Source organism: Acinetobacter tibetensis (genome assembly GCF_023824315.1).
Taxonomy (GTDB): Bacteria; Pseudomonadota; Gammaproteobacteria; order Pseudomonadales; family Moraxellaceae; genus Acinetobacter; species Acinetobacter tibetensis.
Map to the genome: position 1 here is coordinate 2,587,515 of NZ_CP098732.1, position 22,828 is coordinate 2,610,342.

At 45.9% G+C, this 22,828-nt stretch carries 9 protein-coding genes; 4 read left to right on the top strand and 5 right to left on the bottom strand.

Annotation, left to right across the window (positions count from 1 at the left end; genetic code table 11):
* Positions 1 to 63: 63 nt before the first annotated feature.
* A complete protein-coding gene (locus M5E07_RS12550) occupies positions 64 to 741 on the bottom strand; it encodes a NuoB/complex I 20 kDa subunit family protein (protein WP_016166027.1) in 678 nt (225 codons plus the stop codon).
* Positions 742 to 747: 6 nt separating this feature from the next.
* Entirely contained in the window at positions 748 to 1,293 is a 546-nt protein-coding gene (ndhC, locus tag M5E07_RS12555) for an NADH-quinone oxidoreductase subunit A (RefSeq protein ID WP_252219640.1), read from the bottom strand.
* A 529-nt stretch (positions 1,294 to 1,822) separates the two neighbouring features.
* Here ndhC and M5E07_RS12560 point away from each other — a divergent pair.
* Positions 1,823 to 2,179 carry a hypothetical protein gene (locus tag M5E07_RS12560; RefSeq protein ID WP_252219642.1) on the top strand — a complete coding sequence of 119 codons (357 nt, stop codon included), beginning with the start codon at positions 1,823 to 1,825 and terminating at the stop codon, positions 2,177 to 2,179.
* 87 nt (positions 2,180 to 2,266) lie between these two features.
* Here M5E07_RS12560 and bfmS read toward each other — a convergent pair whose 3' ends face one another.
* Positions 2,267 to 3,925 (bottom strand): sensor histidine kinase BfmS, encoded by a 1,659-nt coding sequence (bfmS, locus tag M5E07_RS12565; RefSeq protein WP_252219644.1) that lies wholly within the window; start codon positions 3,923 to 3,925, stop codon positions 2,267 to 2,269.
* A 34-nt stretch (positions 3,926 to 3,959) separates the two neighbouring features.
* Positions 3,960 to 4,676, bottom strand: a complete 717-nt coding sequence (bfmR, locus tag M5E07_RS12570) for a response regulator transcription factor BfmR (protein ID WP_116762477.1) — start codon at positions 4,674 to 4,676, stop codon at positions 3,960 to 3,962.
* A 586-nt stretch (positions 4,677 to 5,262) separates the two neighbouring features.
* On the opposite strand from bfmR, the gene M5E07_RS12575 reads away from it, so the two are divergent.
* The 3 genes from M5E07_RS12575 (at position 5,263) to M5E07_RS12585 (ending at position 9,758) form a co-directional block, all read left to right on the top strand.
* Positions 5,263 to 8,091, top strand: coding sequence for a ribonucleoside-diphosphate reductase subunit alpha (locus tag M5E07_RS12575; RefSeq protein ID WP_252219646.1), 2,829 nt, complete (start codon positions 5,263 to 5,265; stop codon positions 8,089 to 8,091).
* A gap of 111 nt (positions 8,092 to 8,202) precedes the next feature.
* Entirely contained in the window at positions 8,203 to 8,331 is a 129-nt protein-coding gene (locus M5E07_RS12580; RefSeq protein ID WP_116762473.1) for a preprotein translocase subunit YajC, read from the top strand.
* 143 nt (positions 8,332 to 8,474) lie between these two features.
* Positions 8,475 to 9,758, top strand: coding sequence for a ribonucleotide-diphosphate reductase subunit beta (locus M5E07_RS12585; protein WP_252219649.1), 1,284 nt, complete (start codon positions 8,475 to 8,477; stop codon positions 9,756 to 9,758).
* A 156-nt stretch (positions 9,759 to 9,914) separates the two neighbouring features.
* Here the strand turns inward: M5E07_RS12585 and M5E07_RS12590 are convergent, their stop codons facing one another.
* Positions 9,915 to 22,823, bottom strand: coding sequence for an Ig-like domain-containing protein (locus M5E07_RS12590; protein WP_252219652.1), 12,909 nt, complete (start codon positions 22,821 to 22,823; stop codon positions 9,915 to 9,917).
* Positions 22,824 to 22,828: the final 5 nt, after the last annotated feature.

Below are 22,828 nucleotides of genomic sequence, written 5' to 3' on the forward strand. Positions count from 1 at the left end.
AATTCAGTCAACCTTAACGACAATTACACCCATCTCGGGTGCATCAAACATTCATCGTTAAAATTATTTAATTTCATCCATAGAGCGTAAGTTTTTCACAGCAATACGCTGTGCATTCTTACGATCGCGTTCTGGCATCATCTTTGGCTTATATACAGGCTGAAGATCATCACCAATCACGGCAGATAGTGGACGGCGCTCTAATTGAATTTGGTCCTGTAGTAACATTAACGCTTGGATTAATGCTTCTGGACGCGGTGGGCAACCTGGGATGTACACATCGACAGGAATAATTTTATCGACACCTTGCACTACAGAGTAGATGTCATACATACCACCTGAGTTTGCACAAGCACCCATTGAAATCACCCATTTAGGCTCTAACATTTGCTCATACAAACGCTGAATAACAGGCGCCATTTTGACAAAGCATGTGCCTGCTACAATCATCAAATCCGCCTGACGCGGTGAAGCACGAATTACCTCAGCACCGAAACGTGACAAGTCATGCACACCCGTTAAGGTCGTTGCATACTCTACGTAACAGCAAGATGTACCAAAGTTAAACGGCCAAACTGAGTTCTTACGTCCCCAGTTTACTGCTGTGTGTAACACGTCTTCTAAACGAGTCATGAACACATTCTTATTCACTTCTTCTTCAAGCGGATCCGTAACGATCTGGCGCTCCTGAAGTGGATATTGATCAGCATTCGGATTCGCACGGGTTAAGGTATATTTCATCCCGAGTTACTCCTTAGATGAGACAGTCGGTGATTTTGCTTTCACGCGACCAGATGATTGAGCTGGAATATGACCCGTAGGGTCTGTTACCAATTCTTCAATAGAGTTAAAACGTGTAATGTCAGCAATGTTCATATTTGGAGAGCCAACTTTAATCACTTTACCAGCAGCTTTACGACGATCTGTAGGTGCCCAATTTAATGCACCAACAGAAACTGCATAAACTAAAGCAATCAATAAATCGACCACAAAAATTACAACAGTTGTAAAACCTAACCAGCCCACTTCACGTACAGAGGTAGCCCATGCGTAAAGATAAAGCGCTTCTAAGTCAAAAACCACGAAGAAAATAGCAACCAAATAGAACTTAGCAGACAAGCGAATACGTGCACCACCTGCACCCACTACGCCTGACTCAAACTGCTCCTGCTTAGCACGGCCCCATGACTTACCCCCAAGGAGTAATGGAACTGTGAGCATAAAAGCACAAAGAAATGTAACGCCGATCACGAAGGCAATTATTGCCCATTCGTATGGAGTAATGGCACTCATGCGGGGATAACTCCTGGCAGGCCTATTTATTAACAAAGAATGTATGTATTGGCCTTCAAATACACCAAACACAAAATTAATCCCGCCAATTGTACCTGATTTATGATTTCACTTGCTAGTTTATAGGTCTTAGTCTTTTGGATGATTTTTTGAGCTTTTTTCTATATTTCCACGCATAAAACACTGAAACCCACCCCACTATCGCTTTATTGAATGAAAAAATAAAATTCCATCATTTTTTTCAACATGACTTTCATTTAATACGGATTTCTGTGCAAGGCTTTATTGCTGAAATCCTTTATTTGTCTAGTTAAGCCGCAAATTTTCACAGCGCAATGCATCTATCAATAATTCACTATCGCAATCTATGCTTCATATAAATTTGGGTTAAAAGTCTTCAAAATTGCAAGATGGTTTTAAAAGAATTCTTTATTTTATTTACAACACTGCTACACGACTAAATTTCGCAAAGATCGTGATTATGGTATTCCTATATCATCATGTAAAACAAATAATAAGGAGCAAACACATGAATCTAGAATTCACACATAAACCCAATTATTACTTGTTTGCACAACTGCTCATTCGCCATATTGAAAATTATATTGCAAAGCATCCCGATGCAAACAATGCAATATTTGATCTGCGTGATATCTATGAATTATTCCGACAAGATCGTGCTTCAACCACCACCAACTTAGACGGAATATTCAACATTGTAGATGACTATAAAGTAGAAACACTGAGTGGAGACCAAAAATTAATTACGGGTCATTCTATTGATACTGTGAATAATTCGTTATTAATCGATTTCAATCAAGATGCTTTAGAAAGCCTAAAGAGCGGTAAACAAATTATCGAACCTGACGCCAGTATTTTGGATTAAAGCACTGTAGATACACATAGATAAAAGCCCAGCTAACTCCCTTCAAGAGTAATACTGGGCATATTAAAAATTAAAAACTATAAGAAATTAATTATCCAAACTCTCTTTAGACCCTAATTTCTTTTTATTACTCTTCGCGAAACGCTTTGCAGGCCAACTCATGGTGAATCTTGCGCCTTTTAAGGTTGGACTCGCATCAACTTCTATACGTCCACCAAACCAATAAGCAATCCGACTCACAATAGAAAGCCCTAAACCGTAGCCACCCGAGGCACGGGTACGGCTATCATCTAAACGTGCAAAAGCTTCAAAAATGCGTTTACGATCTTCCTCAGGAATACCTGGACCATCATCTTCAACGCAAACATAAGCCATGCCCGCATCTGTAATGCCACCACTAATCACAATCTTATGGTCACAGTAACGCACTGCATTTCCCACCAAGTTTTGCACCACACGATGTAGGTAACGACGCTCCGCATCTGCAATGACACTTGGTAAGGGTGCTTCTACAATAATTTCTTTTTGGGTTTTCAATGCTTCAGTTTCGGTCGCAACTTGCTCAAGTACTTCAGCCAACACAATTTTTTCAAAATCAAGTGAAGGCGTGCCTTGCTCCAACTTCGCATAGGTCATAATTTCATCAATTAAGGTATTTAGTGCCTCAATATCTTTATCAATCATGTCGACTTGCTGTATGCGATATTCATAATCGTCTTCCTCAGCCAGCATTTCCATACCGAATCGAATACGTGCCACGGGTGTTCTGAGTTCATGTGATACCGCGCGCATTAACTCTCGCTGCGCCTCAATCAAACGCTGGATATGGTCTGACATGCTGTTATAACTTGATGCCAAACTTGCCATTTCGTCGGTACCATCAATGGGTAAGCGCAGACTCAAATCGCCCGATTTCATGCGATTTAATGCATAGTTCACTTCACGAATCTTACGCTGCATAGGCAAAATCAGACCATAAACCCCCAAGCTCAAGACAAATAAACTCAGTAAAGTAATGCCTGCTGCCAATTGGAATGGCATCCAGTTAAATAAAGGCACTGGTCCCAGCACCAAAACCTCGGATGGCGTACTTGGAATAGGAGAAACAATCGAAATCGTTGTGCCGCGGACTGTGGCACTATCACGATATAAGATAATGCTATGGTCTAAGCGTAAACGCCCAATTTGCTCTGAATCTAAAGGAAGATTTTGTACTTTCGCAATTTCAATTGGATAGGAAAAATGCTTCTGAATTTTCGCTAGATATTCTTTTTCCTGTCCTGGGTAATACACCAGATAATCCAGAATAAAAATCGGCAGCGCTTTCATTTGACGCTCACCAATTTTATCTACTTTTACATATAGATAATGATTGGTGTCATTTTTTAAGCCGATAATAATATAAGCAATTGAGTTTTGCGCATCATAACGCACGGCAGCCTTTTGCTGACTAATACGTTTTTGTTCAGCTCTTGAAAGGTCAACTTTATTGGCATCGACATAATAAATGGGCAATTCCAACAAATCTGAAGCATCAGAAATCCAGTCTATCTTTTGTTGGACTGTCTGCTGACGCGCAATCCCCTCACTGATAATAAATGAAATACCATCAGTTAAAGACTCACGATATTCTTGCGCACGCTGGTAATTAATAATTTGCACCAGCAAATAAGCAAACAGCGCCACGATTGCAACCAGCACAACCAGACCTGCATAGATGCGCAAGAATATACTGTGTTTAAACACGAAAATGTCCTGTGTGAATCAAGAGAGATGTAAATTACATTCCGTTGGTTTCTTTAACAAAAAGATAGCCTTTACTACGCACAGTCTTAATTCGTTTCGGGTTTTCTGGATCATCGCCAATTTTTGGACGAATACGTGAAATACGCACGTCAATTGAACGGTCTTGACCATCGTACTCAATACCACGTAGACGCTCAAAAATATCTTCGCGTGACAAAATACGACCAGCATTAGAAGCCAACAACCAAAGCAAGTCATATTCTGCGCTGGTAAAATCAACTAACTCACCGTGTAAAGTCACGGAACGACCACCGTTATCAATCACTAAATCATCAAATTCGATGCGTTGTGCTACTTCATCTTCAGGCGCTTTGTCTGTACGACGCAATAATGCACGAATACGTGCAAGCAAAACACGTGGTTGAACGGGTTTAGCGACGTAATCATCCGCCCCCATTTCCAAGCCAAGTACCTGATCCATATCTTCAGTACGAGCGGTAAGCATTAAAATTGGTTGATGATAATGTGGGCGCACTTCACGACAAATGGTTAAACCATCAGCACCAGGTAACATCACATCCAGAACAACTAAATCGGGTTGCTCGGCAATAATACGACGAATGGCACGATTACCATCTGGCTCTACCCCAACTTCCAATCCATTACGGATTAAGTATTCTTGAGTTAAACGCGCAAGACGCTCATCATCTTCTACAATTAAAATTTTCGGTAACTTTTCTTCTTGGCTCATAAACTGCCCCTTCAATAGGATGAAGCGTATCTTTTAAAAATCCTACAGATACGACGTAATATAATTTTGCAATATACACACGTTTACATTGTAAACAAGATGCTATTCACGAAACTGATACATCTAAGTAGCTTTTTGTAATATTTTTTAATCGTTGAATTAATTGGCTTTTTCAGTTTGCCTTTTTTTGACTCGATTCAACATACCTTACCATAAGCGATCAATTATTAATCAAATCAGACAATTGATCATAAACTGTCTGATCAGTTTTATTCTTTTTCACTTATCCACAAGGTTATCTATAAGCAGATAAATAGAGCTTTGCTATGCTATGCCCTTGTCTAATAAGGCTTAAACCATAAGCATAAAAAACTCGAAAATTTGAGCTATTTTTTTTTGGCAAAAATTAGAAAAATTTTTAGTAAAATGTCAATATTGATCTACCCTCAATTTTCCCGTATCTTGTGTTCAATTCAATTTTAAACCACTAAGTCTTGTGTTTATTCCTCAAACACTGTGGCACACTTTTTGCCCAGTTCAAATGGTCCATAAACATAACAATAGATGACAATGGAGCTATGCTGACATGAGCGTAATCACATCCACCCCTGGGCAACTTCAGGTGATTAAACGAACTGGTGATGTTGCTGCTTTTGATGCCGAAAAAATTTCTGTCGCAATTGGTAAAGCCTTTTTAGCGGTAGAAGGACAACAAAGCGCTGACTCTAGCCGTATTCATGACCGCATTTCACAATTAACTGAAATGGTGATGAACACCTTTAACCGTCGTTTACCTTCTGGCGGTACAATCCATATTGAAGAAATCCAAGATCAAGTGGAATTGGCACTAATGCGTACTGGCGAACAGAAAGTTGCGCGTGCCTATGTGATTTACCGTGAACAACGTACATCTGCTCGTCAGCAAACAGGTGCACACCATCATCCGACTTTACAAATCACTGCACAAGACGGTCAACTTAAGCCATTAGATTTGAGCGCGCTCCAAGCCAAAGTTAATAAGGCGGCTGAAGGTTTAGAAGGCATTGATGCGCAAGCCATTATCGATGAAACCATTAAAAACCTTTATAACGGTGTAAAAGAGTCAGACATCTCGACTACGATGATGATGGCGACACGTACCCGTATTGAACAAGAACCGAACTATACCTACGTGACCGCTCGCCTACTTCGTGATGAATTGGTTGCAACAGGTTTAACTTTCCTTGGTTTGTCTGAAAACACCGTTGAAGGCGATGCTTTAGAAACTTTCCTTAAAAAAGGTATTGAGCTAGAGCTACTTTCACCAGAACTTCTTAACTTTGACCTTGCAAAATTGGCAGCGGCGATTCAACCAGAACGCTCAAATCAATTCACGTACTTAGGTCTACAAACTTTATTTGATCGTTACTTCATCCACTCAGATGGCGTACGTTTCGAATTACCACAATTATTCTTCATGCGTGTTTCGATGGGTCTTGCCCTTAACGAAGAAAACCGTGAAGAACGTGCAATCGAGTTCTATAACTTATTATCGAGCTTCGATTACATGGCGTCTACTCCGACGTTATTTAACTCAGGTACGCTACGTCCACAGTTATCAAGCTGTTACTTAACCACAATTGATGATGACCTGTATGACATTTATGGCGCGATGCGTGATAACGCAATGTTGTCTAAATGGGCAGGCGGTTTAGGCAATGACTGGACACCTGTTCGTGCCTTGAACTCATACATCAAAGGTACAAATGGTAAGTCACAAGGTGTTGTTCCATTCCTTAAAGTGGCGAACGATACTGCTGTTGCGGTTAATCAAGGTGGTAAGCGTAAAGGTGCCGTGTGTGCATACCTTGAAACTTGGCACTTGGACATTGAAGAATTCCTAGAGCTACGTAAAAACACCGGTGATGACCGTCGCCGTACCCATGACATGAACACAGCAAACTGGGTTCCTGACTTGTTTATGCAACGTGTGTTTGAAGATGCTGAATGGACACTGTTCACGCCATCTGAAACTCCAGACCTACACGACTTGATGGGTGCAGAATTCGCTGAGCGCTATGCACACTATGAAGCGATTGCGAAAGAAACAAATATGTTGCACAAGAAAATTCGTGCAAAAGATTTGTGGCGCAAAATGCTGTCGATGTTGTTTGAAACAGGTCACCCGTGGATCACATTCAAAGACGTATGTAACTTACGTTCACCACAACAACACGTCGGTGTAGTTCACTCTTCTAACTTGTGTACAGAAATCACATTAAACACAAGCAAAGATGAAATTGCAGTATGTAACTTAGGTTCGATTAACCTTGTACAACACGTTCAAGGTGGTGTGTTAGACCGTGAGAAACTTGCTCGTACTGTGAAAACAGCTGTTCGTATGCTCGATAACGTAATCGACATTAACTACTACGCAGTTCCACAAGCGAGAAACTCGAACTTGAAACACCGCCCAGTGGGTATGGGTATCATGGGCTTCCAAGATGCTTTATATGAAATGGGCATGGCGTACGGTTCTGATGCTGCAGTCGATTTTGCTGATGAATCGATGGAAGTGATTAGCTACTACGCAATTTCAACATCAAGTGATTTGGCTGTTGAACGTGGTACTTACGAGACATTTAAAGGTTCACTTTGGGATCAAGGTATCCTGCCGATTGACTCACTTGACCTTGTGGCTAAAACACGTCCTGAACGTATGTTTGAAGTTGACCGCACACAACGTTTGGACTGGGATACTTTACGTGCCAAAGTTCAAAAAGATGGTATGCGTAACTCAAACGTGATGGCAATTGCACCGACTGCAACCATTTCAAACATTTGTGGTGTGTCGCAATCAATTGAACCGACATTCCAAAACTTATATGTGAAATCGAACCTTTCTGGTGAATTCACAGTAATCAACCCGTACCTTGTACGTGCGTTGAAAGATCGTGGTCTTTGGGACTCTGTGATGGTCAATGATCTGAAACACTTCGAAGGTTCAGTTCAAAAGATTTCACGTATTCCAGAAGAGCTTAAAGCAATTTTTGCAACTGCGTTTGAAGTTGAACCACGTTGGATTGTGGATGCTGCATCACGTCGTCAGAAATGGATTGATCAAGCGCAATCGCTTAACCTTTACATTGCTGGTGCAAATGGTAAGAAACTTGACATCACTTATAAGATGGCATGGTTACGTGGTTTAAAAACGACTTATTACCTCCGTGCATTAGGTGCAACTTCTGCTGAGAAATCTACCATTAACACTGGTGCATTGAATGCAGTTAAAGCAACGACAGTAGCAGCACCTGTTGCAGCAGTTGCTCAGGAAGTTAAACCTGACATGGTTGCTGAAGAGGAAGACTTTAGTCAAGCAGCTCCAGTGCCAATGGCATGTTCAATTGACAATCCAGACTGTGAGGCTTGTCAGTAATCTGACCAGTTTCAAATCCTCCCCAACCCTCCTTTTAAAAAGGAGGGAGAAAAGCTCCTCTTTTCAAAGAGGGTTTTTAGAGAGATTAAAATATAAATAAAGGAAAAGACCATGTTCCACATGACCCATAACTACCTGTTAGGACTCGCGGTTCTGGTTTTTTCCTTTGTTTTCTTTTACGTGCCAATGGTCTATGCATTTGTTGCCATTCGCAATCAACAGCGTAAGCAAAATAAGTAGTGGGGACACTTGCTCTACCGAACAAAATTAGAGCATTTATCGACAAAACTTAATTTTGCTTACACAAATTAAGCGTATAGTAGGACATCTTCTTGGTTGAGATGTCTTCATAAAAGATATAAAGCAACGAAGAGAGAATTGATATGTCTATCCTAAGTTGGGACGATTTAGAAGATGATTCGCAAAAACCGGCTGCACCTGAACACAAGTCTGCGCCCGTCGAACCGCAAAAAGCGCCTGCTGCGCCGTTGGTATCTAATGCAGAGCAATCATCGTCGCATGTGGCAGCTGCACAATCCGCTGGAACCCGTTCAGTGCGAGCAACAGATCCAGCCGATCCGTTGGCAAGAGCATCTAACGCTCTAGAAACTTTAGATGTTGCCCCTGGTCTTGAAGAACTTGAGATGGGTGCGCAACGTGTACAAGTTGACGATAAAGCCATGATTAACTGTCGTGCTGACTTGAACCAACTTGTACCATTCAAATATGAATGGGCTTGGCAGAAGTATCTAGATGGTTGTGCAAACCACTGGATGCCTCAAGAAGTCAACATGAACCAAGACATCGCACTTTGGAAGTCTGAAAATGGCTTAACTGAAGATGAGCGTACCATTGTGATGCGTTCTTTAGGTTTCTTCTCAACTGCGGATTCATTGGTTGCAAATAACTTGGTGTTGGCGATTTACCGTCACATTACCAACCCTGAATGCCGTCAGTATATTTTACGTCAAGCATTTGAAGAAGCGATTCATACGCATGCTTATCAATACTGTATCGAATCTTTAGGTATGGACGAAGGCGAAGTCTTCAACATGTACCGTGAGGTTCCATCTGTAGCACGTAAAGCAGCGTGGGGCTTAAAGTATACTCAATCATTGAGTGACCCTACCTTCCAAACGGGCACACCTGAAAACGATCAAATTTTGCTGCGCAACTTGATCGCATTCTACTGTGTACTTGAAGGAATCTTCTTCTATTGTGGTTTTAGCCAAATTTTATCGATGGGTCGTCGTAACAAGATGAACGGTGTTGCAGAACAATTCCAATACATCTTGCGTGATGAATCAATGCACTTGAACTTTGGTATCGATATGATTAACCAAATCAAGATTGAAAACCCACACCTTTGGACAGCCGAATTCCAAGAAGAAATTATTCAAATGATTCTTGAAGGCACCATGCTTGAAATCGAATATGCACGTGACACGATGCCACGCGGTGTATTGGGTATGAACGCAGCGATGATGGAAGAATATTTGAAGTTTATCTGTAACCGTCGTTTAAGCCAGTTAGGCTTACCTGAACAATTTGCTGGTGTGAATAACCCATTCCAGTGGATGTCTGAAATGATGGACTTGCGTAAAGAGAAGAATTTCTTTGAAACTCGCGTAACAGACTACCAAACGGGTGGTGCGTTAAGCTGGTAAGTAAATATCCTAAAAAAATCCCGCCTTGATGGCGGGATTTTTTACATTAGATAGTTCTAACTTTAATGATTCAAACGCAATAAAGAAAAAACCTCCCTAATAAATCAGAGAGGTTCATGAGGTGATTCAAATCAAATAAGACGGTTTACCGATCAACTAAAGGACAATCACCCCCATACCATTCACAATATCATTATCTACAAATACTGTGTTTGCACCGAGCGTATATTGCGTCATCGTTACACCATTAATGGTAGATTCTGCGCCTTTAATCGCGCCAATCATTTGTACCTGATCATGCGAATCACCAAAAATTTGTAGTGTATTTGATCCAGTAACTTCCAGAACATCAGCGGCAGTCAACGTTAATTTCGAACCTTCTGCACCATTACCCAAATCGATATGTTCAATGTTGGTAATATTATTCGATGTCGTTAAATCTAAATCTATGCCACCCAATAACGTTAAAGTATCTGTATCCGCACCACCATCAATAGAAATAAAGCCTGTACCTGAAATGATAATCACGTCATTACCATTACCACCAGTGAAAGTATCGGCACCATTGCCATCAATCAACAGGTCATTACCATCACCACCATTTAAGATGTCATTCCCTGCACCGCCACGGAGTAAGTCATTTCCAGAACTACCATTTAGCGTATCATCACCATCGTAGCCATAGAGACGCTCATGAATGGTGCCAGATGCACTATTGTTTAAAGTATCATTTGCTGAAGTTCCTTGAATAATATCAGGATTTTCTCCAGACCCTAACAAGTTCTGCAGTACCTGAGCATTCAGTAACGATGAGAAACTGTCTGAATCTGTTGCACCGTAACTATCGGTTGCAGTCACAGTAAAACTACCCAAGGCGCTCACACTCAAACCCGTAACCAAACTGAGTAAATTTATATCGGAATTGAGCTGAATCGTGGCTAATAATTCATTCACAGCTAAATTATCAATATTTCCACCATCTGCAGCTGTAATGGTTATTGTTGACGTTGCTCCTACCAACCCCAATACACCCGATGTATTATTAATATGAATTTCGAGCCCTAAATCTGCGGCTAATTGAGCAGAAGCAGAGAAACTAAGACTTCCTAAATTTACCGTGAGTAGACCATTAAATTCCACCTCTACCGAACGTAAATTTTGGTTAGCATCGACCGCAATAAAAGCCTGTTGATTCAAGTCAATGATGCCAAGCGCATCTACACCAATTAAGCCCAGCAAAGTTGCATCGGCAGCTTGTGCAATCGGTGCTACATTCGGTTGTGTTGAGGTAGATGGTGAAGTTGAGTCAAAGGTGATATTGGTTGAAGCAGTATCACCATCATTATCTACTATCACTACATCAAAAGATGAGGAACCATTTAAGTCCGTGTTCGTGGTTTCCTGGTCTACCAAGAGGTTTCCATTTTTAAGTAAATTCGAAATAATCTCTTGCTGAGTGGTATAGCTACCCACTAAATCTACATTCGTAAATGTAATGTGCTGATCAGAAGTTGTTGCAGGTGTTGCAGCCGAAAGCGTACCCGCGGTATTGATATAAAGAATTGTATTGGTACCATCAAAGACAAAGTATAAATAATTTGCCAAGTTTCCAATACTTGTACCCTTCGCCAATTCACCGACCAATAAGCCACGTAAGTCGAGAATATCCCCTCCACCCGCAACAGGTTGTTTAGAAAAGTCAGTAATGGTATCTACGGCTGGTGCCACAACAGTCCCCTGATCACCTTTCTCCCAAAGGAAAGTGTCATTGCCTGAGCCACCTGTAAGTGTGTCACTTCCTGTACCACCACTTAAAATATCATTTCCTGAGCCACCTGAAAGCGTATCAGTCCCAGCTCCACCACGAAGTAAATCATTCCCTTGGTTACCCGTTAAATTATCATTGTCGGCGTAACCATATAAACGATCATCACCATTGGTTCCATTGAGCGTATTTGTAGCACTTGTGCCCTCTACCACACCTGCTGGGTCGTTACTCGGATCTAATAGACTTACACCAAGCAAATCAGTATAAGAAGTGCTAGAAGTCACGGGTTGACTATCTGTTGCAGAAATAGAAATTGTCGGTGCTAGACCTAGTGATACTAGATCTATACCATATTGATGAACGTAAACAGTTGCTAAAAATTCATTCAATTTAAAGTTATCAATTGGCCCACCATCCAAAGATGTGATTGTCAGTTTTGAATAAGATTGGGTTGTAAGTGTAGGGATACCTAAAACATCAACGACAAGAATGTTATTCTCTTCTACAACCTTTATTCCAAACTCTGCTGCCATAGCAGTTGACCAGTCCAATTTATAATAATTACCTAAACCAACACTAATGACTGAGTTTGCATTGACTACAACTGATTGAATATCGTTATTCGGATCAACCGCCGTTAAAAGTTGGTTAGTACCAATCCCGATCAAATCTAAGGCCTCTGCATTTACCAGCCCTAACAGACTGGCTGATTTATTAATGCCTACAATCGGTGCTTGAGCTGCTGTTGTTATCACTAATGAGGAATAACTGTAATGCCCCGTCAACATATCTACGACCAGAACTTCACCCGTGCCTTTGTTGATGGTTAACTCATCATTTACAGCATTAAAGCTATAAGTAATTGAGCCAGCCAATCCTGAAGCTGAAACCGAATCTGTTGTAGATGAATAGGTTAAAGTGTAACCATCAACCGAGATACTTTGCACATGACCATGATCTGCACCATAACTTACAACTAAATCTCCTTCTATAGCCGCAGGTTGGACATCGACATTATGTATGCTACTAGGCGCGGCAATTGGTGAATCATCTTCAACATTAATGACTAAAGTTGAATTGGTTGTTCCAACAGCATCAGTAGAGGCAATGGTAAAACCAAGACCTAAAATGTTTTCAAGTGAAGCAATTGAATGGTCTATCGGTTGTTTCAAGGTAAAGGTGTAAGCCCCTAAAGTTGAAAGTGTCAGTACCGCGACCTCTTTACCTCCCGCACTTCCTGTTAATGTATAAACGCCTGCCGTAATCGAACCACTCCAACTCACTGGCTGCCCACCAGAAGTAATACCCGATGGACCAGTTACAGCCACATTAGTTAAATTACCAAGATTTAAAGTTCCTGATACCATTGTTGAATTTGTTGTATCTTCAGGATTACCAACAGCATCAGCATTTGCACCTGTCAACCCTTCTTCTGAGACAGAGACAGTCACAACATCGCCTTTTGCGGTATCACTATCGATTTCCAAATAAGATGTAATATCATAACCATAAGCTGTTACTAAACTTCCATCTTTTACTGCATCTTGTCCAATGGTAACCACGCCAGTACTTGTATTTAAACTTACACCCGTTGGAGCTGGATCATCAAAATACCATGTACCATCTAGTGCTTGTGATACAGTCACTATTTGTGAATTATTATTTTCATCTGTAAAAGTAATGTCTTGATGGACGTTATCTGCACCTGGAGTCACAGTGACTGAACCATCATCTAATGCAACGACATCAGGTGCATCGGCTGCATTTGGATTCAGGTCATCAGCCAATGCCGTGTCATTGTCGCTCGCGCTGTTGTTGTATTGGTCCGTCCCCTCTGCGCTCACGAGACTGCCGTCTTTGACTGCATCACGCCCAATACTGACCACACCAGTACTTGGATCTATGCTGACGCCTGTCGGGGTTGTAGCCAAACTCCAAGTGCCATCCGCGGCTTTGGTCGCCGTCAGGGTCACGAGTGTATCGCTTTCATTGGTGTAGCTGATCACCTGTTGGACGTTGTCCGCTCCCGGGGTTGAGGTGACTGCACCACCTGGCAAAGCCACGACATCAGGTGCATCGGCTGTATTTAGGGTGATGTCATCTGTTTTTGCGGTATCACTGTCTGTCTCGCTGTTGTTGTATTGGTCGGTGCCGACTGAGGTCACCACACTGCCGTCTTTGACCGCATTCATCCCCAGCGTGATGACACCAGTACTTGGATCTATGCTGACGCCTGTCGGGGTTGTAGCCAAACTCCAAGTGCCATCCGCGGCTTTGGTGGCCGTCAGGGTCACGAGTGTATCGCTTTCATTGGTGTAGCTGATCACCTGTTGGACGTTGTCCGCTCCCGGGGTTGAGGTGACTGCACCACCTGGCAAAGCCACGACATCAGGTGCATCGGCTGTATTTAGGGTGATGTCATCTGTTTTTGCGGTATCACTGTCTGTCTCGCTGTTGTTGTATTGGTCGGTGCCGACTGAGGTCACCACACTGCCGTCTTTGACCGCATTCATCCCCAGCGTGATGACACCAGTACTTGGATCTATGCTGACGCCTGTCGGGGTTGTAGCCAAACTCCAAGTGCCATCCGCGGCTTTGGTGGCCGTCAGGGTCACGGGGGTATCGCTTTCATTGGTGTAGCTGATCACCTGTTGGACGTTGTCCGCTCCCGGGGTTGAGGTGACTGCACCACCTGGCAAAGCCACGACATCAGGTGCATCGGCTGTATTTAGGGTGATGTCATCTGTTTTTGCGGTATCACTGTCTGTCTCGCTGTTGTTGTATTGGTCGGTGCCGACTGAGGTCACCACACTGCCGTCTTTGACCGCATCACGCCCAATACTGACCACACCAGTACTTGGATCTATGCTGACGCCTGTCGGGGTTGTAGCCAAACTCCAAGTGCCATCCGCGGCTTTGGTGGCCGTCAGGGTCACGAGTGTATCGCTTTCATTGGTGTAGCTGATCACCTGTTGGACGTTGTCCGCTCCCGGGGTTGAGGTGACTGCACCACCTGGCAAAGCCACGACATCAGGTGCATCGGCTGTATTTAGGGTGATGTCATCTGTTTTTGCGGTATCACTGTCTGTCTCGCTGTTGTTGTATTGGTCCGTCCCCTCTGCGCTCACGACACTGCCATCTTTGACCGCATTCATCCCCAGCGTGATGACACCAGTACTTGGATCTATGCTGACGCCTGTCGGGGTTGTAGCCAAACTCCAAGTGCCATCCGCGGCTTTGGTCGCCGTCAGGGTCACGGGGGTATCGCTTTCATTGGTGTAGCTGATCACCTGTTGGACGTTGTCCGCTCCCGGGGTTGAGGTGACTGCACCACCTGGCAAAGCCACGACATCAGGTGCATCGGCTGTATTTAGGGTGATGTCATCTGTTTTTGCGGTATCACTGTCTGTCTCGCTGTTGTTGTATTGGTCGGTGCCGACTGAGGTCACCACACTGCCGTCTTTGACCGCATCACGCCCAATACTGACCACACCAGTACTTGGATCTATGCTGACGCCTGTCGGGGTTGTAGCCAAACTCCAAGTGCCATCCGCGGCTTTGGTCGCCGTCAGGGTCACGAGTGTATCGCTTTCATTGGTGTAGCTGATCACCTGTTGGACGTTGTCCGCTCCCGGGGTTGAGGTGACTGCACCACCTGGCAAAGCCACGACATCAGGTGCATCGGCTGTATTTAGGGTGATGTCATCTGTTTTTGCGGTATCACTGTCTGTCTCGCTGTTGTTGTATTGGTCGGTGCCGACTGAGGTCACCACACTGCCGTCTTTGACCGCATCACGCCCAATACTGACCACACCAGTACTTGGATCTATGCTGACGCCTGTCGGGGTTGTAGCCAAACTCCAAGTGCCATCCGCGGCTTTGGTCGCCGTCAGGGTCACGAGTGTATCGCTTTCATTGGTGTAGCTGATCACCTGTTGGACGTTGTCCGCTCCCGGGGTTGAGGTGACTGCACCACCTGGCAAAGCCACGACATCAGGTGCATCGGCTGTATTTAGGGTGATGTCATCTGTTTTTGCGGTATCACTGTCTGTCTCGCTGTTGTTGTATTGGTCGGTGCCGACTGAGGTCACCACACTGCCGTCTTTGACCGCATCACGCCCAATACTGACCACACCAGTACTTGGATCTATGCTGACGCCTGTCGGGGTTGTAGCCAAACTCCAAGTGCCATCCGCGGCTTTGGTCGCCGTCAGGGTCACGAGTGTATCGCTTTCATTGGTGTAGCTGATCACCTGTTGGACGTTGTCCGCTCCCGGGGTTGAGGTGACTGCACCACCTGGCAAAGCCACGACATCAGGTGCATCGGCTGTATTTAGGGTGATGTCATCTGTTTTTGCGGTATCACTGTCTGTCTCGCTGTTGTTGTATTGGTCGGTGCCGACTGAGGTCACCACACTGCCGTCTTTGACCGCATCACGCCCAATACTGACCACACCAGTACTTGGATCTATGCTGACGCCTGTCGGGGTTGTAGCCAAACTCCAAGTGCCATCCGCGGCCTTGGTCGCCGTCAGGGTCACGAGTGTATCGCTTTCATTGGTGTAGCTGATCACCTGTTGGACGTTGTCCGCTCCCGGGGTTGAGGTGACTGCACCACCTGGCAAAGCCACGACATCAGGTGCATCGGCTGTATTTAGGGTGATGTCATCTGTTTTTGCGGTATCACTGTCTGTCTCGCTGTTGTTGTATTGGTCGGTGCCGACTGAGGTCACCACACTGCCGTCTTTGACCGCATCACGCCCAATACTGACCACACCAGTACTTGGATCTATGCTGACGCCTGTCGGGGTTGTAGCCAAACTCCAAGTGCCATCCGCGGCCTTGGTCGCCGTCAGGGTCACGAGTGTATCGCTTTCATTGGTGTAGCTGATCACCTGTTGGACGTTGTCCGCTCCCGGGGTTGAGGTGACTGCACCACCTGGCAAAGCCACGACATCAGGTGCATCGGCTGTATTTAGGGTGATGTCATCTGTTTTTGCGGTATCACTGTCTGTCTCGCTGTTATTGTATTGGTCGGTGCCCTCTGCGCTCACGACACTGCCGTCTTTGACTGCATCCATCCCCAGCGTGATGACACCAGTGCTTGGATCTATGCTGACGCCTGTCGGGGTTGTAGCCAAACTCCAAGTGCCATCCGCGGCCTTGGTCGCCGTCAGGGTCACGAGTGTATCGCTTTCATTGGTGTAGCTGATCACCTGTTGGACGTTGTCCGCTCCCGGGGTTGAGGTGACTGCACCACCTGGCAAAGCCACGACATCAGGTGCATCGGCTGTATTTAGGGTGATGTCATCTGTTTTTGCGGTATCACTGTCTGTCTCGCTGTTGTTGTATTGGTCGGTGCCGACTGAGGTCACCACACTGCCGTCTTTGACCGCATCACGCCCAATACTGACCACACCAGTACTTGGATCTATGCTGACGCCTGTCGGGGTTGTAGCCAAACTCCAAGTGCCATCCGCGGCTTTGGTCGCCGTCAGGGTCACGAGTGTATCGCTTTCATTGGTGTAGCTGATCACCTGTTGGACGTTGTCCGCTCCCGGGGTTGAGGTGACTGCACCACCTGGCAAAGCCACGACATCAGGTGCATCGGCTGTATTTAGGGTGATGTCATCTGTTTTTGCGGTATCACTGTCTGTCTCGCTGTTGTTGTATTGGTCGGTGCCGACTGAGGTCACCACACTGCCGTCTTTGACCGCATCACGCCCAATACTGACCACACCAGTACTTGGATCTATGCTGACGCCTGTCGGGGTTGTAGCCAAACTCCAAGTGCCATCCGCGGCTTTGGTCGCCGTCAGGGTCACGAGTGTATCGCTTTCATTGGTGTAGCTGATCACCTGTTGGACGTTGTCCGCTCCCGGGGTTGAGGTGACTGCACCACCTGGCAAAGCCACGACATCAGGTGCATCGGCTGTATTTAGGGTGATGTCATCTGTTTTTGCGGTATCACTGTCTGTCTCGCTGTTGTTGTATTGGTCGGTGCCGACTGAGGTCACCACACTGCCGTCTTTGACCGCATCACGCCCAATACTGACCACACCAGTACTTGGATCTATGCTGACGCCTGTCGGGGTTGTAGCCAAACTCCAAGTGCCATCCGCGGCCTTGGTCGCCGTCAGGGTCACGAGTGTATCGCTTTCATTGGTGTAGCTGATCACCTGTTGGACGTTGTCCGCTCCCGGGGTTGAGGTGACTGCACCACCTGGCAAAGCCACGACATCAGGTGCATCGGCTGTATTTAGGGTGATGTCATCTGTTTTTGCGGTATCACTGTCTGTCTCGCTGTTGTTGTATTGGTCGGTGCCCTCTGCGCTCACGACACTGCCGTCTTTGACTGCATCCATCCCCAGCGTGATGACACCAGTGCTTGGATCTATGCTGACGCCTGTCGGGGTTGTAGCCAAACTCCAAGTGCCATCCGCGGCTTTGGTGGCCGTCAGGGTCACGAGTGTATCGCTTTCATTGGTGTAGCTGATCACCTGTTGGACGTTGTCCGCTCCCGGGGTTGAGGTGACTGCACCACCTGGCAAAGCCACGACATCAGGTGCATCGGCTGTATTTAGGGTGATGTCATCTGTTTTTGCGGTATCACTGTCTGTCTCGCTGTTGTTGTATTGGTCCGTCCCCTCTGCGCTCACGACACTGCCATCTTTGACCGCATTCATCCCCAGCGTGATGACACCAGTACTTGGATCTATGCTGACGCCTGTCGGGGTTGTAGCCAAACTCCAAGTGCCATCCGCGGCTTTGGTGGCCGTCAGGGTCACGAGTGTATCGCTTTCATTGGTGTAGCTGATCACCTGTTGGACGTTGTCCGCTCCCGGGGTTGAGGTGACTGCACCACCTGGCAAAGCCACGACATCAGGTGCATCGGCTGTATTTAGGGTGATGTCATCTGTTTTTGCGGTATCACTGTCTGTCTCGCTGTTGTTGTATTGGTCGGTGCCGACTGAGGTCACCACACTGCCGTCTTTGACCGCATCACGCCCAATACTGACCACACCAGTACTTGGATCTATGCTGACGCCTGTCGGGGTTGTAGCCAAACTCCAAGTGCCATCCGCGGCTTTGGTGGCCGTCAGGGTCACGAGTGTATCGCTTTCATTGGTGTAGCTGATCACCTGTTGGACGTTGTCCGCTCCCGGGGTTGAGGTGACTGCACCACCTGGCAAAGCCACGACATCAGGTGCATCGGCTGTATTTAGGGTGATGTCATCTGTTTTTGCGGTATCACTGTCTGTCTCGCTGTTGTTGTATTGGTCGGTGCCGACTGAGGTCACCACACTGCCGTCTTTGACCGCATCACGCCCAATACTGACCACACCAGTACTTGGATCTATGCTGACGCCTGTCGGGGTTGTAGCCAAACTCCAAGTGCCATCCGCGGCTTTGGTGGCCGTCAGGGTCACGAGTGTATCGCTTTCATTGGTGTAGCTGATCACCTGTTGGACGTTGTCCGCTCCCGGGGTTGAGGTGACTGCACCACCTGGCAAAGCCACGACATCAGGTGCATCGGCTGTATTTAGGGTGATGTCATCTGTTTTTGCGGTATCACTGTCTGTCTCGCTGTTGTTGTATTGGTCGGTGCCCTCTGCGCTCACGACACTGCCGTCTTTGACTGCATCCATCCCCAGCGTGATGACACCAGTGCTTGGATCTATGCTGACGCCTGTCGGGGTTGTAGCCAAACTCCAAGTGCCATCCGCGGCTTTGGTCGCCGTCAGGGTCACGGGGGTATCGCTTTCATTGGTGTAGCTGATCACCTGTTGGACGTTGTCCGCTCCCGGGGTTGAGGTGACTGCACCACCTGGCAAAGCCACGACATCAGGTGCATCGGCTGTATTTAGGGTGATGTCATCTGTTTTTGCGGTATCACTGTCTGTCTCGCTGTTGTTGTATTGGTCGGTGCCCTCTGCGCTCACGACACTGCCGTCTTTGACTGCATCCATCCCCAGCGTGATGACACCAGTGCTTGGATCTATGCTGACGCCTGTCGGGGTTGTAGCCAAACTCCAAGTGCCATCCGCGGCTTTGGTGGCCGTCAGGGTCACGAGTGTATCGCTTTCATTGGTGTAGCTGATCACCTGTTGGACGTTGTCCGCTCCCGGGGTTGAGGTGACTGCACCACCTGGCAAAGCCACGACATCAGGTGCATCGGCTGTATTTAGGGTGATGTCATCTGTTTTTGCGGTATCACTGTCTGTCTCGCTGTTGTTGTATTGGTCGGTGCCCTCTGCGCTCACGACACTGCCGTCTTTGACTGCATCCATCCCCAGCGTGATGACACCAGTGCTTGGATCTATGCTGACGCCTGTCGGGGTTGTAGCCAAACTCCAAGTGCCATCCGCGGCTTTGGTGGCCGTCAGGGTCACGAGTGTATCGCTTTCATTGGTGTAGCTGATCACCTGTTGGACGTTGTCCGCTCCCGGGGTTGAGGTGACTGCACCACCTGGCAAAGCCACGACATCAGGTGCATCGGCTGTATCAATCACCACATTCTGGCTGGTGCTGCTGGCGGTATTCCCAGCGCTATCGGTCACCGTCGCAATAACTGCATAGCTACCATCGAGTAATGTCGAACCCGTCAAATCCAGCGTCCAATTGCCTGAACCATCGACTGTGAGACGTGGGTCTGTTGCGAGATAAGTGGTGCTGCCGACTTTAACGCTCAAGCTGTTGCCATCAGCCAGATCCACCGTACCTTTAAACAGCAAGCTGTTGTCATTGGTGATGAAGTCACTGTTGGAACTGCCAGTGTCGTTGGTGATCGAGTCGAAGGTCACGGTTTTACCGTCATTATCAGTGTCGATCTTGGTATCAATCACCACGTTCTGGCTGGTGCTGCTGGCGGTATTTCCTGCTGCATCTGTGACTGTGGCTACCACTGCATAGCTGCCATCGAGTAATGTCGAACCCGTCAAATCCAGCGTCCAGTTACCTGAACCATCGATTGTGAGACGTGGGTCTGTTGCGAGATAAGTGGTGCTGCCGACTTTAACGCTCAAGCTGTTGCCATCAGCCAGATCCACCGTGCCTTTAAACAGCAAGCTGTTGTCATTGGTGATCAAGTCGCTGTTGGAACTGCCTGTATCGTTGGTGATCGAATCGAAGGTCACGGTTTTACCGTCATTATCAGTGTCGATCTTGGTGTCAATCACCACATTCTGGCTGGTGGTACTTTTGCTATTCCCCGCGCTATCGGTCACCGTTGCAATAACTGCATAGCTACCATCGAGTAATTCCGAACCCGTCAAATCCAGCGTCCAGTTACCTGAACCATCGATTGTGAGACGTGAGTCTGTTGCGAGATAAGTGGTGCTGCCGACTTTAACGCTCAAGCTGTTGCCATCAGCCAGATCCACAGTACCTTTAAACAGTAAGCTGTTGTCATTGGTGATGAAGTCACTGTTGGAACTGCCCGTGTCGTTGGTGATCGAGTCGAAGGTCACGGTTTTACCGTCATTATCAGTGTCGATCTTGGTATCAATCACCACATTCTGGCTGGTGGTACTTTTGCTATTCCCTGCGCTATCAGTCACCGTTGCAATAACTGGATAGATGCCATCAAGTAGTAGTGTGCCTGTAAGATTCAGCGTCCAGTTACCTAAAGCATCTACCGTTAATTCAGAATCTGCTAAGGTATAGTTGGTTCCGCCTACACTGACACTTAGGGCATTACTATCCCCCAGATCCACCGTACCTTTAAACAGTAAGCTGTTGTCATTGGTGATGAAGTCACTGTTAGAACTACCCGTGTCGTTGGTAATCGAGTCGAAGGTCACGGTATAGCTTGTAACATCTAAATGCGCTGTATCACTGTCGCTCGCAGTATTGTTGAATTGATCTGAACCCACTGAAGTGACGGTGCTTCCATCTTTTACAGCCTCCATTCCAATAGTAACAACACCTGTCACAGGATTAATAATCACGCCAGTTGGTGTACTGTCTAAACTCCAAATTCCACTTGCACCCTTAGTTGCCGTTAGAATCACAGGATTATTGGATTCATCTGTATAGCGAATAACTTCTTTAACATTATCTACACCAGGGGTGACTGTAACCGAACCCCCAACCAGCGCCAATACATTAGGCTTATCGGCAATTAAATCTGAACCTTGAGTATCCGTCTCATCAGCTTTTGCTGTATCACTATCTGTCGCAGTGTTGTTATACGCATCAGTACCCACGGACTTAACGATTGAACCATCTTTGACTGCATCTGGACCAAGCGCAATCACGCCTGTCGCAGGGTCAATTAAAACATTGGCAAGCGTTTTATCTAGACTCCATTTACCATCAGCTCCTTTTATTGCCGTTAAGGTCACTGGATTATTGGATTCATCTATATAAGTAACAACTTGCTTAACGTTATCTGCACCAGGTTTTACTGCAACTGCACCTGTCACTAAAGCCATAACATCGGGTACATTGGCTGAAGTTGGGGTGCTATCGTCTATCTTAGCCGTATCGCTATCAGTAGCCGTATTATTGCTAGAGTTGGTGCCCGTAGAATTCACTGTGCTGCCATCTTTTACGGCATCCATACCAATAGTCACCAAGCCTGTTGATGAATCAATGCTTACACCTGTTGGCGTTTTATCTAGACTCCATTTACCATCCGAACCCTTTATTGCTGTTAAGGACTCTGGATTATTAGATTCATCTGTATAGGTAATGACTTGTTTTACATTGTTTGAACCTGGTTTAACTGTAACTACACCACCATTTAGAGCCACCACATCGGGTTTGTCCGTAGATGGAGCTGGTGTCCCGCCACCTCCGCCTCCACCTCCACCAGCCGCCGCCAAACCAACCAGAGGAATTAAAGCCAGCAACCAATACGGGTTAAATTCATAGGCTGCAGAAGTTAAAGGCTCACCACCCAAAGCTTGTCCAACACTGACTTGATCAGCCAGCATACTGACTGCATGCTGCTGTGCACCTGTTTCAGGTACATACGCGTAATAACTGCCATTTTCATGCAGCCCAATAAGCAGATTGGTTGTCGTCCCATCCGTACCGTAATAACCTTGAATAATGAGGTCAGGATCAAGTGCGTTAACACCATCATCTTCAAAACCAATATATAGATCATTACCGACACGCTGAATTTTGATATTTTCTGGCGCAAATTGAGTTGCATCATCAATCAACTCGTAATTAATGCCCTTTTGTGCCTGAATCGTCACAGGCTGATCGTGAGTTTTAGTAACTTGCAAAGCCGAAATAATGGTTTTCGCATCATGTAATTTTATAGTAACTGTTTGATTTGGCATTTTAT

Coding starts and splice junctions, on each gene's coding strand:
- M5E07_RS12590 (WP_252219652.1), bottom strand. CDS start 22,823: ATGCCAAATCAAACAGTTACTATAAAATTACATGATGCGAAAACCATT.
- M5E07_RS12560 (WP_252219642.1), top strand. CDS start 1,823: ATGAATCTAGAATTCACACATAAACCCAATTATTACTTGTTTGCACAA.
- M5E07_RS12550 (WP_016166027.1), bottom strand. CDS start 741: ATGAAATATACCTTAACCCGTGCGAATCCGAATGCTGATCAATATCCA.
- bfmR (WP_116762477.1), bottom strand. CDS start 4,676: ATGAGCCAAGAAGAAAAGTTACCGAAAATTTTAATTGTAGAAGATGAT.
- ndhC (WP_252219640.1), bottom strand. CDS start 1,293: ATGAGTGCCATTACTCCATACGAATGGGCAATAATTGCCTTCGTGATC.
- M5E07_RS12585 (WP_252219649.1), top strand. CDS start 8,475: ATGTCTATCCTAAGTTGGGACGATTTAGAAGATGATTCGCAAAAACCG.
- M5E07_RS12580 (WP_116762473.1), top strand. CDS start 8,203: ATGTTCCACATGACCCATAACTACCTGTTAGGACTCGCGGTTCTGGTT.
- M5E07_RS12575 (WP_252219646.1), top strand. CDS start 5,263: ATGAGCGTAATCACATCCACCCCTGGGCAACTTCAGGTGATTAAACGA.